This is a genomic window from Blastococcus sp. SYSU DS0533, from assembly GCF_054050775.1.
The window spans coordinates 128532-144245 of the sequence record NZ_JBJGZZ010000004.1 but is presented as its reverse complement, the minus strand read 5'-3'; the positions used below and the strand labels follow the sequence as shown (position 1 = coordinate 144245).

14 protein-coding genes are annotated in these 15714 nt (G+C 75.1%); 5 read left to right on the top strand and 9 right to left on the bottom strand.

Features of this window, described 5'->3' with window-relative positions; translation table 11 throughout:
- Positions 1 to 10: 10 nt before the first annotated feature.
- Genes ACI79W_RS07145 through ACI79W_RS07135 form a run of 3 tightly spaced genes read right to left on the bottom strand, consistent with a single transcriptional unit; the run spans position 11 to position 3734 of the window.
- Entirely contained in the window at positions 11 to 1120 is a 1110-nt protein-coding gene (locus tag ACI79W_RS07145; protein WP_456561385.1) for an ABC transporter ATP-binding protein, read from the bottom strand.
- On the bottom strand, positions 1117 to 2679 hold the full coding sequence (locus ACI79W_RS07140; protein WP_456561384.1) for an ABC transporter permease: 1563 nt from the start codon (positions 2677 to 2679) through the stop codon (positions 1117 to 1119). Before ACI79W_RS07140 ends, ACI79W_RS07145 begins: the two co-directional genes overlap by 4 nt.
- Positions 2680 to 2726: 47 nt before the next feature.
- Positions 2727 to 3734 (bottom strand): iron ABC transporter substrate-binding protein, encoded by a 1008-nt coding sequence (locus ACI79W_RS07135; RefSeq protein WP_456561383.1) that lies wholly within the window; start codon positions 3732 to 3734, stop codon positions 2727 to 2729.
- A 101-nt stretch (positions 3735 to 3835) separates the two neighbouring features.
- On the opposite strand from ACI79W_RS07135, the gene ACI79W_RS07130 reads away from it, so the two are divergent.
- Positions 3836 to 3991 carry a hypothetical protein gene (locus tag ACI79W_RS07130; RefSeq protein ID WP_456561382.1) on the top strand — a complete coding sequence of 52 codons (156 nt, stop codon included), beginning with the start codon at positions 3836 to 3838 and terminating at the stop codon, positions 3989 to 3991.
- A 41-nt stretch (positions 3992 to 4032) separates the two neighbouring features.
- On the top strand, positions 4033 to 4737 hold the full coding sequence (locus tag ACI79W_RS07125) for a hypothetical protein (RefSeq protein WP_456561381.1): 705 nt from the start codon (positions 4033 to 4035) through the stop codon (positions 4735 to 4737).
- A gap of 67 nt (positions 4738 to 4804) precedes the next feature.
- On the opposite strand, the gene ACI79W_RS07120 is transcribed toward ACI79W_RS07125, so the two are convergent.
- The gene (locus tag ACI79W_RS07120; protein ID WP_456561380.1) at positions 4805 to 5296 is read right to left on the bottom strand and encodes a hypothetical protein; all 492 of its coding nucleotides are present in this window, start codon (positions 5294 to 5296) and stop codon (positions 4805 to 4807) included.
- A 181-nt stretch (positions 5297 to 5477) separates the two neighbouring features.
- Here ACI79W_RS07120 and ACI79W_RS07115 point away from each other — a divergent pair, with 181 nt between their 5' ends.
- Positions 5478 to 5861: a PaaI family thioesterase gene (locus tag ACI79W_RS07115; protein WP_456561379.1), complete on the top strand. Its 384-nt coding sequence runs from the start codon at positions 5478 to 5480 to the stop codon at positions 5859 to 5861.
- Between the two features lie 13 nt (positions 5862 to 5874).
- On the opposite strand, the gene ACI79W_RS07110 is transcribed toward ACI79W_RS07115, so the two are convergent.
- Complete coding sequence (locus ACI79W_RS07110; protein ID WP_456561378.1) at positions 5875 to 6111, bottom strand: hypothetical protein; 237 nt, start codon at positions 6109 to 6111, stop codon at positions 5875 to 5877.
- Positions 6112 to 6242: 131 nt separating this feature from the next.
- Between ACI79W_RS07110 and ACI79W_RS07105 the strand changes: the two genes are divergently transcribed.
- The gene (locus ACI79W_RS07105) at positions 6243 to 6524 is read left to right on the top strand and encodes a DUF427 domain-containing protein (RefSeq protein WP_456561377.1); all 282 of its coding nucleotides are present in this window, start codon (positions 6243 to 6245) and stop codon (positions 6522 to 6524) included.
- A gap of 27 nt (positions 6525 to 6551) precedes the next feature.
- Here ACI79W_RS07105 and ACI79W_RS07100 read toward each other — a convergent pair whose 3' ends face one another.
- From ACI79W_RS07100 to ACI79W_RS07085, 4 genes are all read right to left on the bottom strand, one after another.
- The gene (locus ACI79W_RS07100; protein WP_456561376.1) at positions 6552 to 6965 is read right to left on the bottom strand and encodes a hypothetical protein; all 414 of its coding nucleotides are present in this window, start codon (positions 6963 to 6965) and stop codon (positions 6552 to 6554) included.
- A gap of 138 nt (positions 6966 to 7103) precedes the next feature.
- Positions 7104 to 8078 carry a ferritin-like domain-containing protein gene (locus ACI79W_RS07095; protein ID WP_456561375.1) on the bottom strand — a complete coding sequence of 325 codons (975 nt, stop codon included), beginning with the start codon at positions 8076 to 8078 and terminating at the stop codon, positions 7104 to 7106.
- Between the two features lie 205 nt (positions 8079 to 8283).
- The gene (locus ACI79W_RS07090) at positions 8284 to 8502 is read right to left on the bottom strand and encodes a hypothetical protein (protein WP_456561374.1); all 219 of its coding nucleotides are present in this window, start codon (positions 8500 to 8502) and stop codon (positions 8284 to 8286) included.
- A gap of 194 nt (positions 8503 to 8696) precedes the next feature.
- On the bottom strand, positions 8697 to 9488 hold the full coding sequence (locus ACI79W_RS07085) for an enoyl-CoA hydratase/isomerase family protein (protein WP_456561373.1): 792 nt from the start codon (positions 9486 to 9488) through the stop codon (positions 8697 to 8699).
- 278 nt (positions 9489 to 9766) lie between these two features.
- Here ACI79W_RS07085 and ACI79W_RS07080 point away from each other — a divergent pair, with 278 nt between their 5' ends.
- Positions 9767 to 15679, top strand: coding sequence for a DUF4011 domain-containing protein (locus tag ACI79W_RS07080; protein ID WP_456561372.1), 5913 nt, complete (start codon positions 9767 to 9769; stop codon positions 15677 to 15679).
- Positions 15680 to 15714: the final 35 nt, after the last annotated feature.

Here is a 15714-nt window from a genome sequence, read left to right as displayed (position 1 = left end):
TTAGGCTTTCCTAACCTGTGCGGACGACCGGGTCGCGGCGCGCCCCCCGGTCCGCCCGGTCGGCGGCGTCCGGCCGCGCGGCACGGGCGTCGGCCGGGAAGGTCAGCGCGGCGCCGGCCACCTCGATCGTGACCTCCTGCCCGACCGCGGGCAGCCGAGTCCCCTCCAGCCGGGCCGTCACCGTCCCGCCGTCGGCCAGCGTCAGCCACACGCGGGAGTCGTGACCGTAGAAGTCGACGGCCTGCACCCGCGCCCGGGCGCCCGCGCCGAGCGGCGGCCCGAGGCGCAGCTGCTCCGGCCGCAGCAGGACCCTGGCCGGCCCCTCGGCCGCCCCCCCGTCGACCGGGAGCGCGCCCAGGACGCAGAGCGCGCTGCCGTCCCGGATCTCGGCGTCGAGGACCACCGACTCGCCGACGAACGCCGCCACGTCGAGGTCGGCGGGCCGCCGGTACAGGGTCCGAGGGTCGGTCAGCTGCACGAGCCGGCCGTCCCGGAGGACCGCCACCTGGTCGGCCATCGACAGCGCTTCCGACTGGTCGTGGGTGACCAGCACGGCGGTCGCGCCGGCGGCGGCCAGCGCGGCGAGGACGGCTCGCCGGGTGTCCTCGCGCAGCGCGGCGTCCAGGGAGGAGAACGGCTCGTCGAGGAGGACGAGTGCCGGCTCGGGGGCCAGCGCCCGGGCGAGGGCGACCCGCTGCTGCTGGCCGCCGGAGAGCTGGTGCGGCGACCGGTCGGCCAGGTCGGCGTCCAGGCCCACCAGCGCCAGCAGCTCGGCGACCCGTCCGCGGTCGGCGCGCCGGCGGCGGGGCAGGCCGAAGGTGACGTTGCCCGCGACGCTCAGGTGGGGGAACAAGCCGCCCTCCTGCGGCACGAAGCCGATCCCCCGCTGCCGGGCGGGCACGCCGCGCCCGGCACCGGCCACGACCCGGTCGTCGAGGGCGACGGTGCCGCTGTCGGGGTCGTCGAAGCCGGCGACCAGCCTCAGCAGCGTCGTCTTGCCGCAGCCCGAGGGGCCGAGCAGGGCGGTGAACCCGCCGGCCGGCACGTGGAGGTCCACACCGGTCAGCACAGGGGTGGGGCCGAAGGCCTTGGTCAGGCCGGTCACGGTGAGGGAGCTCATGGGGTCGGACCTCGTCGGGTGTGGCGGGACAGCAGGACGGTGGCCGGCGCGGAGAGCAGCACCATCACGGCCGCGTACGGGGCGGCCGCACCGTAGGACAGCGCGCTGCTGGCCGACCAGAACGCGGTGGCGAGGGTGGCCGTGCCGGTGGGGGCGAGCAGCAGGGTGGCGGTGAGCTCGGTGACGACCGCGAGGAACACCAGGGCCGCGCCGGCACCCAGGCCGGGCGCGAGCAGCGGCAGGGTGATCCGGCGCAGCCGGTCGGCGCCGGAGGACCCCAGGGAGGCGGCGACGTCGTCGTAGAGCGGTGGGGACTGCTCGACCGCCGCGCGGACGGGGACGATCGCCCGGGGCAGGAAGAGGATCGCGTACGCGGCGAGCAGCACGGGGACGGTCTGGTACAGCCACGGCGTGACCCGGATGCTCAGCGTGACCAGCGCCAGCGCGACGACGATGCCGGGCAGCGAGCTGCCCAGGTAGGTGGCCCGTTCCAGGAGCGTCGCCGTGCGCCCACGGGCGCGGACGGCCAGCCACCCGGTGGGGAGGGCCATGGCGGTGGTGAGCGCCGCCGCGGCGGCGGCGAGCGCCAGCGTGGTACCCGTCGTCGCGACCAGGTCACCCCAGTCGGGACCGGCCGGCGCACCTCCGGCCAGCCAGTAGGCCAGCGCGCCCAGGGGGACCAGCAGGGCCAGGCCGACGAGCCCGGCGAGCGCCACCAGCGCCGGCGCGGCGAGGGCGCCCAGCCGCACCGGCCGGACGGGGCGGGCCGCGCCCCGCCCGCTGCCGGCGTACCCGCGGTGACCCCGCAACCGGACCTCGGCCAGCAGCAGCAGGAGGCACAGCAGCACCAGGACGCCGGCCAGCATGGTGGCCGCCGGGCCGTTGAAGGTGGCCCGGTACTGGTCGTAGATGGCGGTGGTGAAGGTCGGGTAGCGCAGCATCTGCAGCGCCCCGAACTCGGCCAGGACGTGCAGGGCCACCAGCAGGCCGCCACCCAGCAGCGCCACGCGGAGCTGCGGCAGCTGCACGCGCCGGAATACCGCCCAGCCGGACAGCCCGAGCCCGCGGGCCGTCTCCTCCAGGGCGGGGTCCAGGCCGCGGAACGCGGCCACCACGGGCAGGTACACGAAGGGGAAGTACGAGAGCGAGACCACCAGCAGCGCGCCGGCGTAGGTGTCCAGACCCGGCAGCAGCGAGATCCACGCGAAGCTGTTCACGAACGCCGGTACCGCCAGGGGCGCCACCAGCAGCACGTGCCACAGACGCCGTCCGGGCACCGACGAGCGCGCCACCAGCCAGGCCGCGCCGACCCCCAGGACCGCGCAGACCACGACCGTGCCCAGCGCCAGGCGGGTGGTGTTCCAGAGCAGCTCGGCGACCCGCGGCCGCAGCACCAGCTCGCGGACGCCGGACCAGCCGACGTCGACGGTGTACGCCGCGATGTGCACCAGCGGCAGCAGCGCGAGCGCGGCGACGCAGGCGGCGAGCGCGAGGGTGACCGGCGTCCGGCGCAGCGGTCGCCGGCCCCGGCTCCCGGACGCGCCGGAACCCCGGGGCACCGGCCGGGCCGGTGCCCCGGGGCCCGTGGCGCTGGGCGCGGGAGGGGTCAGAGCAGACCCACCTCCTGCATCAGCTCGGTGACCCGCGGGGCGTCGAGGGTCCCCGGGTCGACGGCCGGCGCCTGGAGGTCCGCCAGCGGCGGAAGGGCCTCGGCGGAGGCGACACCGGACCCGACGGCGTACTCGAGCGCGCTGCTGCCGGCGAGCCGCTCCTGCGCCGCGCGGCCGGTGAGGTACGCGACCAGCTGCTGGGCCTGCTCGGGTTGGTCGGAGGAGGCGAGCACCCCGGCGCCCGAGGTGCTGAGGAAGGCGCCCGGGTCCTGGTTGCGGAAGTAGTGCAGCGCGGCGTCGTCGCCGATGAGGCCGTCCTGGGCCTGGTCGCGGAACCAGTAGTAGTGGTACGTGATGCCGACCGGGACCTCGCCCTCGTCGACGGCCTTCATGATCGCGGTGTTGCTCGCGTAGATCTCGGCGTTCTCCTCGAGCCCGGCCAGCCACTCCCGGGTCGCCTCCTCGCCCTCGAGCTCGAGCACGGCGCTCACGATCGCCTGGAAGTCCGCGCCGCCGGCGGCGATGCCGACGCGGCCGTCCCACGCGGGGTCGGCCAGGTCGAGCATCGAGGCGGGCAGCTCGTCCTCGCCGATCTCCGCCGGGTTGTAGATCAGCGTCGTCGAACGGGCGGCGAAACCCACCCAGTTGCCCGAGGACGGCCGGAACTGCTCGTCGACCTGGTCGAGGGTGGCCTGGTCCAGCGGCGCGAGCAGCCCCGCCTGGTCCACGGCCGAGATGGCGGGGCTGTTCTCGGTGAGGAAGACGTCGGCCGGCGAGGCGTCGCCCTCCTCGATGATCTGGTTGGCCAGCTCCGAGTCGTTGGCATCGCGGAACTCCAGCTCGATGCCGGTCTCCTCGGTGAAGTCCTCGAGCATCGCGCGGACCAGGCTCTCGTGCTGGGCGCTGTAGACGGTGAGCGTGTCCGCGTCCGAGCCGCACGCGGCCAGGGACGCCGCGAGGGTGAGGGTGGAGACGGCGGCGATCGCGCGCCCGAGCCTGGTCACTGAGGTCCTCCTCGAGGTAGGTGAGGCACACCTAAGCATGCCCGTACCGGCATCGACGAGCCCCCCACCCCGCCGCACCGGCGAGCTGCGAGCCTGGGGGCATGCGCACCGGCAGCCGGGACGAGCACGCCGGCCCGTCGGCGGACGTCCCCTCGCTGCTACGGCTGGCCGCAGCCCGCCTGGAGTCCCTGGCCGCGCGGACGACCGGCGGCCGGCTGGCCGCGGTCGCCCGCGCGCTGCTGCACCGGCTGCCCTGAACCGGGGAGGGACCGCGTCGCACGCGGGGTAGGAAGCGTCGATGCAGCGCCCGCAGCCCGATTCCCCGTTCCGCTCCAGCGGCGCGCCCCTCCCCGCGAGCGACGACACCCCTGAGCAGACGGGGCTGGCCCGGCGGCTGGACAAGCCGATGGGGGCGCTCGGGTTGGTGTTCGTGCTCGTCGTCCTCGGGCAGTCGCTCGCCCGGCAGCCCTGGCTCACGACCACGCTCAGCGTCGTCGGCTGGGTGCTCTGGGCGGTGTTCGTGGCGGAGTTCGTCCACCGGGCCGTCACCGCCCGCGACCAGCGCCGCTTCTGGGTGCGCAACTGGTGGCAGGTCATCTTCCTGGCGGTGCCGTTCCTGCGGTTCGCCCGCGCCCTGGCCTTGCTGCGCGCGGCGCGCGTCGGGGGCGTGGTGTCGGCGGCGGTCCGCGGCTCGCGGTCTGCGGGGCGCCTGCTGAGCGGCCGGATCGGCTGGCTGGGTGCGGTGACCGTCGTGGTGGTCCTGGCGACCAGCCAGCTGCTGTACGTCCTGGGCGCCTACGACTCCTACGGCACCGCGCTCTACGACGCCGCCCTCGCCACGATCGTCGGGCAGCCGCTCACGGCCGACGGAGGGCTGGCCCGTGTCCTCGACATCGCCCTGGCCACCTACTCGGTGGCGGTGTTCGCCACGCTGGCCGGTGCGCTCGGCGCCTTCTACCTGGAGCGGCGCGGCGACGCGGACCGCGCCGCGCAGGGAACGTGACCACCGGGTGCGGGAACGGCGGGTGCCCCGCCGGCCGACCGGCGGGGCACCCGGCGCGGCGCAGGGGTCAGACCGGCTCGGCGCAGTAGATCGTGCCGGGCTCGGCCTCGTCGTCGCCGACCCAGATGGCGCCGACGGCGGACTCGAAGTCGAGGCAGACGTCCTGCTCCAGGAAGTCCGCGTAGTCCAGCTCCTGCTCGTCGATCCCGACGATGCGGGCCTCGGCCTCGGCGGCCCCGCACTCCACCGTCTCGACCTGCTCGCCGTCGAGGTTCGCCACGCAGTCACCCACCTCGGGCTCCCCTCCTCCGAGCATGCTGAAGAGCAGGCCCACGGCGACGAGGGCGACCAGGACGCCACCCACGGCCAGGAGGACCTTCCTGACCGGGCTGCTCTTCTGCTGCGGCTGACCCCCGGGGGTGGCGCCGCGCTGCGGCGGCACCGGAGCGCCGGCGGGCTGACCCGGCTGACCGGGCTGCGCCGGCTGCCCGTACGGCCCGGGCTGGCCCGGCTGCTGACCGGACGGGTTCTGGTCCGGGCCGTTCCCGGGGTGGCTCATGGGTGACTCCTGGATGACTGGTCGAGGTGCGTACCCGGGGATCCTCGCCCACCGGGGCGCCGGGGATCCGGTGGTGCAGCCCGGTGCGTCGAGGGGTGACGGAGGGCGCCGTGCACCCCGCCCGCCCCGGCCATCCCGCGCCCGGGGCGTGCGCCCGCCTCGCGCCGGGTAGCCGCCCACAATGAGCGACGACGAGACGGCCAGCGGGTTCGCCGAGCGACTGGGCGCCCGGCCCGAGCCGGACGGGGACGGCGCCGCCCGGATGGCGTTCGAGGTGACCGACGAGCACCTCAACCCGGCCGGGACGCTGCACGGCGGGGTGCTGGCGACGCTGGTCGACACGGCGATGGGGCAGGCGGTGCGCACCACGACCGGCGACGGCGAGGTGCCGGCGACCAGCCAGCTGACCGTCACCTACCTGCGCCCGGGCACCACCGGGCCGGTCCAGGTGACCGCCCGGTTGCGCAGCCGCGGGGAGCACCTCACGGTCTGCGAGGCCGACGTGGAGCAGGACGGCAAGGCGCTGGTGCACGCCGTGGCGACCTTCGCCCTCCTGCGCTCCTGACCCCGCAGGCAGGTCAGCCGGGCAGCGGCGCCGGCACCTCGAGGACGACGGTGGCCGCCGCGCCCTCGTTGTCGAGGACGTCCTCGTCGTCGCCCGTGCTCCCCAGGGTGACGACCAGGATGTAGGTGAAGATGCCGAGGATCACCAGGAGGATCCCCAGCGGGATCAGCACGCGACCGAGCCGCCTGCCCTTCGGGGTGCCCTCACCCTCGCTCCGGTCGTCGGCACCGTGCTGGTGGGGCTGCGCCATGGGAGGTCCTCCTGTGGTCCGGGCTCGGATCGGTGACCGGGTGGTCACCCACTCCTCCATGCCCACCCCGTCGCGCGTCACGCCCCCGATCGCAACCGGCGCCGCGGCCGCGGGCGGAGGACGATCGGGGCATGACCACCGCTACCTGGAACGGCGTCGTCATCGCCGAGTCCGACGACATCGTCACGGTCGAGGGCAACGCCTACTTCCCGCGCGGCTCCGTCCGCGACGACGTGCTGCGCCCCTCGGAGACGCACACCGTCTGCAGCTGGAAGGGCACCGCCTCCTACTTCACCCTGGAGGTCGAGGGGCAGCAGAACGCGGACGCCGCCTGGTACTACCCCCAGCCCAAGGAGGCCGCGCGGGAGATCACCGACCGGGTGGCCTTCTGGCGGGGGGTCGAGGTGCGCTGACCTCGGATCGCCCGCCGCCGCCCCGGCTCAGCGGCCGGGGCGGGCGCCGGCGAGCTCGCGGGCGCTCTCGGCGGCCCCGGCGTCGAGCTGGCGGTCGATCGACTCGGTGAAGGAGTCCCACGCCTGCTCCGGGGTGACCCCGAGGGCGGCGGCGATCTGCTCCCACCCGGCTCCGCCGCGCAGCGCGGCGCGGATCCCGACCAGCTGGCTGTCGTGGGCCCGGCGCGAGACCACCTCGCCCAGGGCGAGGAGCTCCAGCGCCTCGTAGACGTCCAGCTGGGTACCGGTGTCGCGCAGGGAGGCCGACCAGTCGTCGGTGCTGTCGTCGCTGACGGTGTTCAGCGCGGTGTCGCCGTTGTCGCGGCGGCTGAGGAAGTCCAGCCGGGTCGCGGCCGTCGTCAGCGAGAACTCCGCCTCGAGGGCCTCGGGTGTGATGCTCATGGGTGCAGGCTTCCCCTTCGTCGTCGGCGTGCCAAACTTGGGAGGCACGCGATCTGGCGCACGCGGAGGGCCCGCACCCCCGTGGGGATGCGGGCCCTCCGTGTGCCCGGCCCCGTCACAGCGGACGGGGCCCGTGCGTCACTCGCTGACGCCCACGGCGTCCTTGGCCAGGGCGGCCAGCTGGGTCTGGGCGGCGCTCGCCACGTTCGACCGGTTCTTGTGGGTCTCCTCGTAGCGGATGATCACGTTGATGTCGTGCGGGGTCTTCAGCTGCTTGACCGCCTTGACGGCGTCCTGCACCGACATGGAGTCGTAGCCCTTGATGGGCAGCTCGTCGGCGGTGACGTCGCCCAGCTCCTCGCGGGCGGTGCGCGCCGCCTCGGCGGCCTCGTCGTTGCCCTCCCGCTGCGCGATCCGCTCGGCGCGGCGGAGCGAGGCGGCCCGGCCGACGGTGAGGGTCTCGCGGACCGCACCGGTGAAGGCGGACGCGCGGTCACCCACGGCGGAGAACCGGTCGGAGGTCTCCTCGCCGGCGTGGCGCACCGTGTCGACGGCGTTGTTCACCGTGTTGGCCCAGAAGCGCACCGGGGCGTTGACCGCGCGGGCGACGCCACCGGCCACCTTCTGCACCGGGGTGGGCTGGAGGGCGGCCGGGCCACCGAGGGCCTCCTCGGCGAGGACGACGGTCAGCCACTCGACCGTCGCGCTGTGGGCCTCGATCAGCTTCTCGGCCAGCCGCTGGGTCTTCGTCTCACCGGCGGTCTCGGCGAGCACCTTGAGGTAGGTGGCGCGGTCGAGCAGCTGGTGCTCCAGCTGCAGGTCCTGCAGCAGGGCCTCCTCGATGGAGGTGGTCTGCTCGAACGTGGCCTTGAGGGCGGCGGAGAGGCGGCCGACGACCGGAGTCACGACGTCGGGGACGCCACCGAGGGCGCGCAGCTGCTCGGTGATCTCCAGCGAGCGCGCCGCGGCGTTGTCGGCGTTCTGGGTGAGCTCGCGACGGACGGCGTCGGTGCGGGCCTGGCTGATCCGGGTGCGTGCGATCTGCTCCTCGGTCTGCGTGAGCAGGACGAGGGCGCGCAGCTGGTTGATCATCTTGGCGTTGTTGTCGGTCATGGCGGGACACAGCTCCAGGGTTCGGGGATGACCTGACGGTTCTGTGTGTGCCCCGCATCCCCGGCGTGCTAACAACTGCAAGCAGATTGCTAGCAGTGAGCCTGGTCACCCGGACGGGTGAAGCGGGCACCGGCCACGCCTCCCGGCTGGAACCCACGAGGGCGCCGCTCCCCCGTGGGAGCGGCGCCCTCGGGGCGGGAAGACGTCAGCCGACGCGGGTCCGCAGCCGCTCGGCGGCCGGGGAGCGGCGCTGCTCGACGTCGAAGCGGAGCACCGGCTGCGTCATGTCGTCGGTGACCTCGTAGGGCGGGCGCGGGGCGAGGCGGACCGGGCGGGGCGGCAGCGACGACGGCGGCATCGTCTTGCCGCAGCCGACGCAGAAGCGGCCTCGCTGGTGCACGGCTCCGCAGTGCGCGCAGTTCATGACGTCTCCTCGGGGTCGGTACCGGCACGGACAGGCGGACCCTCGCAGCCGCGACCCCCCGCCGTCATCCCGGTCTGACGGGTGGGACGAGCCGTTACGGGAAAGTCATGAACGTCGCGGTTCCGCAACATGCCGTCAGCGCCGGCCTGGTCCAGCTGCACCGACCGGGCACCTGACGGCGCCCTCGCCTGCGTTCAGCGGCCGGTCCAGCGCGGTGCCCGCTTCTCCAGCCGGGCGGCGATGCCCTCCCGGCGGTCCTCGCTGAGATAGGGGTTGGGCCCGACGTCGAGCCGCAGCCCCTGCCAGAGCGGCAGCTCCAGCGCCTTGACCGCGGTCTCCTTCATCCGGCGGACCGAGATCGGCGCGTTGGCGGCGATCCGGTCGGCGAGCTCCATCGCGGTGGGCAGCACGCGGTCGGGCTCGACCAGCCGGTTCACCAGACCCCAGCGCTGAGCCTCGGTCGCGTCGATCGGGTCGCCGGTGAACAGCATCTCCAGCGCGATGCCGACCGGGATCCGCTTGGGCAGGACCACCGAGCCGAAGTTGGCCCCCATGCCGATCGCGGCCTCCGGCAGGGCGAACCGGACCGCCGGCGAGGCGATCCGCAGGTCGCAGGCGAGCGCGAGCTCGAAGCCACCCGCGACCGCCGGCCCGTTCAGCGCGGCGAGCACCGGCACGGGCGTCTCGGTGACCACCTCGAACAGCGACCGCCCGGGCCGGTTCATCGGCGGCCGGAAGCGCTCGCCCCGTTCGTCGGCGGCGCGGATCTCCTTGAGGTCGAGGCCGGCGCAGAACGCCGGCCCGGTGCCGGTGAGGACGACCGCGCGCACGCCGTCCTCGACCACCCGGAGGAGCTCCTCCACGAGGTCGGCCTGCACCTCGGTGGAGAGGGCGTTGCGCCGTTCGGGGCGGTCGAGGGTGAGCACGCGGACGTGCCCGCGCTCCTCGACCAGCAGTCCGGAGTCGTGCCGTCGCCTGGCGTCCATGTCGGGCAACCTCCCTCGCCGGGCCACCACTCGGCAACCCGGGTGCGACACCTCTCCGTCGACACCCTGCCTCTGAGTGCGCCTGCACCCGGGGGCAGAGGATCCGCATGCCCCTGCCCCCCACCCGGCGGGACGGCGGCGCGCCATCGGCAGGACCGGCCCGCGCCGGGACCACCGGTCACGTGATATCCGGCAACGTTCGCGCTCTCCCGTCACACCCGCCCCACCCGTCGGGGACCATGGGCGGACCAGTCCGTCCGACCCGGTAGACAGGTGACATGGAGAGCACTGCCGACATCCGGATCGGTGATGTCGTCGCGCCGCCGACGGTGGTCTCCATCGAGCTGACCTCCACCCCGGTGCTCAGCTACGCGCTCGCGCACAACCGCGTCCCGGTGGTGTCGCGCCTGGCGCTCACCTCCGGGCGCACGCTGCGCGGGGCGACCGTCCGGCTGACGGTGCGCGACGCCGAGGGCCCCATCGCCCACGGGATCGAACTGCTCGCCGACGTCGACGGCGGCCGCGCCACCGTCCTCACCGGCATCGGGCTGGTCATGGACCCGGCGGCGATGCTGCACGTCGAGGAGCAGCGCCCCGGCGTGGTGGACGTCGAGGTCTGGCACGACGACGTGCTGGTCGGCGAGGCCACCGCCCCGGTGCAGGTGCTCGCCGCCAACCAGTGGCTGGCCAGCCCGCTCCCCCTGTCGCTGGAGATGCTCGCCGCGCACGTCATGCCCAACCACCCTGCGGTCACCGGGCTGGTGACCGAGGCCGCCGGACTGCTCGAGGAGCGGACCGGCAGCGGCGCCCTGGTCGGCTACGCCGCCACCGCCGAGCGCGTGGACGAGGTCGTCGCTGCGGTCGCCGAGGTGGTGCGCCGCCGGGGTATCCGGCACTCCGAGCCGCCGCTGAGCTGGGCCGACCTCGGCCAGCAGGTGCGCTCCCCCGGCGACGTCCTCACCTGGCGCGTCGCCACGCCGCTGGACGCCGTCGTCCTCCTCGCGGCCGCGCTGGAGCGGGCCGGGATCCGGCCGCTGCTGTGGCTGGCCGAGGGGTCCGCCGGGGGCCGGGCCGGCGGGGCGCACGCCTTCCTCGGTTACTGGCGGGAGGAGCGCAGCTCCGAGTCCGCCGCCACCACCGACGCCGCGCCGCTGGCCAACCTGGTCGACCTCGGCCTCATCCGCCTGGTCGAGACCACGCTGCTCACCGGCGGCGGCGAGCCGGGCGCCGACCTGCACACCCCTGCCCACGAGGGCTGGCTGGCCGGCGAGCTCGACCGCGTGCTCGGCGTCACCGACGTCCACCGGGCCCGGCGCGACGGCATCCTGCCGCTGCCGGCCCGCGCCCGGACACCGGAGGGGCTGCTGCAGGTCGTCGAGTACCGCCCGGCCGAGCACAGCGCCCCCGCGCTCCCCACCCCGCCCGCGAGCGCGGCCCCGCAGCGCCCCGAAGCCCCGCCGCGGGTGCAGCAGTGGAAGAACGCGCTGCTCGACCTCAGCCTGCGCAACCGGCTGATCAACTACACCGAGCGCGCCGGGCTGCCGCTGACCCTGCCCGCGAGCGCGCTGCCGATCCTGGACAACTTCCTCCACGACGGCACCCCGATCACCCTGCTCCCCGGCGACCAGCTGGCCGCGGTGCAGACCGAGCGCGGGCTCGCCGGTGCCGCGGAGCTGCCCGCCGAGCAGCTGACCGAGAAGCTCGTCGAGCGCCGCGAGGTGCACGCCGACGTCACCACCGGCGGGTACCTGCCGCGGCTGCGCAACCTGGCCTACCGGGCGAAGACCGTGCAGGAGGAGACCGGCGCCAACAACCTGTACCTGGCGCTGGGCTCGTTGGTGTGGGATCTGGACGGCCGTCCGCTGCGCTCCCCGCTGCTGCTGGTGCCGGTCGTGCTTTCGCCGGTGGGGCGCACCGGCTCCTACCGGCTGTCGCTGGACGAGTCCGGCGCGAGCACCCCGAACTACTGCCTGCTGGAGAAGCTGCGCCAGGTGCACGGCCTCGTGGTGCCCGCGCTCAGCGACACCGCGGAGAGCACCCCCGACCTGGAGCGCGCGCTGGAGGCGGTGCGGGTCGGGCTGGTCGGCCACGGCCTCCCCTACCGGGTCGAGGCGACGGCGGACCTGGCGATCCTGCAGTTCGCCAAGTACCGGCTGTGGAAGGACCTCGACGAGCACTGGGGCGACTTCACCGGCAACCCGCTGGTGCACCACCTCGTGCACGAGCCGACCGAGCCCTTCCTCGACCCGGCCCGCGACTCCGGTGCCCACGTCGACCTCGACGACCTCGCCGCCCGGCTGCCCGTGCCCGCCGACGCCTCCCAGCTCCGCGCGATCGCCGAGGCCTCGGCCGGCCGCACGTTCGTGCTCGAGGGCCCGCCCGGCACCGGCAAGTCGCAGACCATCACCAACCTGCTCACCCGCGCGGTCGCCGACGGCAAGCGGGTGCTCTTCGTCGCCGAGAAGCGCGCCGCGCTCGACGTCGTCGCCCGCCGGCTGGACGCCGTCGGCATGGGCATGTTCGCCCTGGACCTGCACGACAAGGGGTCCCGCGCGTCGATGGTGCGCGCGCAGATCCGGCTGGCGCTGGAGCACGCCGTCGCCGTCGACGAGGAGGGGCTCGCCGCCGACGACGAGCGGCTGCGCTCGGCCCGCCGACAGCTGGCCCGGTACGCCGACCGGCTGCACGCCGAGAACGCCGCCGGCCTGTCGCTGTACACCGCCCGCACCGCGGAGCTCACCGCCGGCACCGACGTCCCGGCCCTCCCGGTGCCGAAGCCGTTCGTCGCCAACGCCCCGGCCGAGGTGCTCACCGCGGTGCGCCGGGCGCTCGCGCTGCTGCCCGACATCGCCGACCTCACCCGGCCCTCGCCGCGGCACCCGTGGGCGTTCGTCGACTCCCCCGAGATCGACCTGCCGGCGGCCCGCGAGGCGGCGGCGGAGGTCGACGCGGCGGTCCGGGAGGCCGCGGGCTTCCCCGAGCTCGGCGGTGTGCTGCGCCACGCCCGCACCCCCGAGGACCTCGACGCGCTGGTCCACCTGCTGTCCGGACCCCCGGTGGGTCTCGACGTGCTCGACGAGACCTTCAGCGGCCGCTGGACGACCGCGACGGGCGCTGTGCTCGGCGAGGTGGCCGCGTTCACCGCCTTCCGGCACCCGGGTCTCGACGTCGCCGGGCCCGCGGCGCTCGGGTTGCCGCTGGCGGAGATCTACGTGCGTGCGCAGACGGCGGCGGCGTCGGGCTGGTGGGGCCGCCGCAAGCGGCTGCTCGCCGTCCGCGAGGAGATCGCCGGCTGCCTGCGCCCGGGCGCCAAGGTGCGCCCCAAGGACGTCCCGCTGCTCGTGGAGAACCTGTGGCGGGTGCAGACGGCGGTCCAGGCGATCGCGGGCCGGGCCGCCTCGGTGCCCGGGCTGGCCGTCCCCGAGGCCTGGAACCCCTTCACCGACCCGCAGTTGCTCGAGCGCCAGGTGGAGTGGCTGCGCCGCGCCGGGGCCGCCGTCGACGGCTCCTCGGCCTTCCACGTGGCGCTGCGCAAGCTGATCGTCGCCGGCACTCCCGCCGCGCCGGCCCCGGCCGCCGCCGTCGCCCGGCTGCGCGACGCCGTCGTCGCGCTGCTCGCCGTCTGCCGCAGCTCGCCCGACCAGCTGGCCGCCTGGGCCGGCGACGACGGCCTGGTGTTCCGCTGGTCGATGACCCGCCCCGAGCGCGGCGTCGAGAACTCGGTGCTCATGTCCCTGCGCCGCTGGGTCTCCTTCCTCGACACCCTGGAGCCGCTGCGCTACGCCGGGCTCTTCGACGCCCGCACCATGCTGATCACCGGCGAGGTCGCCGCCGACGACGCGGTGCGCGCCCTGGACCGCGGCCTGGCGACGGCGTCGGTCGCCGAGCGGCTGGACGCCACGGGCCTGGACCTCTTCGACGTCGAGGCCCACGAGTCGGCGATCGTCCGCTTCACCGAGGCGTCCCGGGCGGTGCGCGCGCACCTGACCGAGGCGCTGCCGGCGTCGGTGCTCGCCGCCCGGCCCTTCGACGCCGCCATGGGCACCGGCCAGGTCGGCGCGCTGCAGCGGGAGCTGGCCAAGCAGCGCCGCGGGCTGGGCGTGCGGCAGCTGCTCGCGCAGTACGGCGAGCTGGTCACCGCCGTCATGCCGTGCGTGCTGGTGTCCCCGGACTCGGTGGCCCGCTTCTTCCCCGCGAAGGCCGGCCAGTTCGACCTGGTGGTCTTCGACGAGGCCTCGCAGATCCGGGTCGCCGACGCCGTCGGCGCGCTGGGCCGGGCCAAGGCCGCGGTCGTCGTCGGCGACTCCAGGCAGATGCCGCCGACGTCGTTCCTCGAGCCGACGGCTCCCGCGGGCGACGACTCGGTGGAGGTCGTGGAGACCGCGGTCGAGGACGAGGAGTCGATCCTCGGGGAGTGCGTGCAGGCGCGCGTGCCTCGGCACTGGCTCTCCTGGCACTACCGGAGCCAGGACGAGTCGCTCATCGCCTTCTCCAACGCCCAGTACTACGACAGCCGGCTCTCCTCCTTCCCGGCGCCCACGCACGGGCGGGCCTCGGCCGACGCCGACGGACGCGGCGTCTCGCTGGTGCGGGTGCCCGGCACGTTCCACCGCTCCGGGGCGGGACGGCTGCTGCGCACCAACCCCATCGAGGCGAAGGCGATCGTCGCCGAGATCCGCCGCCGGTTCGACGCGGTGCCGCAGTGGGACGGCATCGACGCCGTGCCCTCGATCGGCGTGGTGACGTTCAACGCCCAGCAGCGCTCCTACATCGAGGCGCTGCTCCGCGACGCCGACGACGACCGGCTGGCGGCCGCGCTGGACCGCACCGACGGCGAGGGGCTGTTCGTCAAGAACCTCGAGAACGTGCAGGGCGACGAGCGCGACGTCATCTTCTTCTCCACCGGCTTCTCCCCCGCCGCCGACGGGACGCTGCCGCTGAACTTCGGCCCGCTGAACCGCCAGGGTGGCGAGCGGCGGCTGAACGTGGCGATCACCCGGGCCCGCCGCCAGGTGGTCGTCTTCTCCTCCTTCGACCCCGCGCAGCTGCGGGCCGAGGAGACCTCCTCGGTGGGCATCAAGCACCTGCGGGCCTACCTCGACATGGCCGAGCAGGGCACCGACGTGCTGCCGCGCTCACCGCGGTCCGCCGCCGTCGTCGACCGCCACCGGGAGCAGGTCGCGGCCGCGCTGCGCGAGCGCGGACTGGTGGTGCGCACCGACGTCGGGCTCTCGGAGTTCCGCGTGGACCTGTCGGTGAGCCGGGCTGCCGACCCGGACGCACCGCTGATGGCCGTGCTGCTGGACGGGCCGGCCTGGGCGCGCCGTGGCACCGTCGGTGACCGCGACGGCCTGCCGCCGGAGGTGCTCGGCGACATGCTGAGGTGGCCGGTCGTGCAGCGGGTGTGGCTGCCGGCGTGGCTGGCCGACCCGGCGGCCGTCGTCGACCGGCTGGTGGCCGCGGTCGACGCGGCGCCCGCGCCGAGCCGGCCGGCCGTGGCGCCGGTGCCGCTGCCCACGGCCGCGGTCGAGTCGTTCAAGGGCGTGGCCGCGCTGCGCTCCTCGGTCACCTCCATGGCGGTGCCCGCGGTGACCGCCCGTCCCGCGCCCAAGGCGGCCGCGAAGCCCGCGGCCGCCCCCGCCCTGGAGGGCGAGACGCCGTTCGTGCCGTGGATCCCGAAGACCGCGGGTGAGAAGTCGGTGCTCGACGAGCTGCCGGTGTCCAAGGCCGCACGTGCGGTGCGCCGGGTGCTGGTCGCCGGCATCAAGGCCGAGGGACCGGTCCACGTCGACCGGCTGGCCAAGCTCACCGTGGGCGCGTTCGGCCTGAACCGGGCCACCGAGGCGCGCAAGCAGATGCTGCTCTCGCTGCTGCCGCCCTCGGCCGTCGACGGCGACCACCTGTGGCCCGAGGGGATCGACCGGGCCACCTGGACCGGGTTCCGCCGCCAGGTGTCGAGCACCGACCGGCCGATCGAGCACGTCGCGCCGGAGGAGATCGCCAACGCGATGGCAGCGCTGTGCCGGGCCGCGGCCGGGATGCGGCGCGAGGAGCTGCTCACCGCGACCGCCGCGGTGTTCGGCTACAAGCGGCGGGCCGCGTCGGTGACGCCCGTGCTGGAGAAGGCGCTGGCCGCCGCGCTCGACGCCGGCCGGCTCCGCGAGTCCCCCGACGGCCTGCTGACCGGCTGACCGATCCGCGACCGGGGTGCCGGAGCCGGTTCACA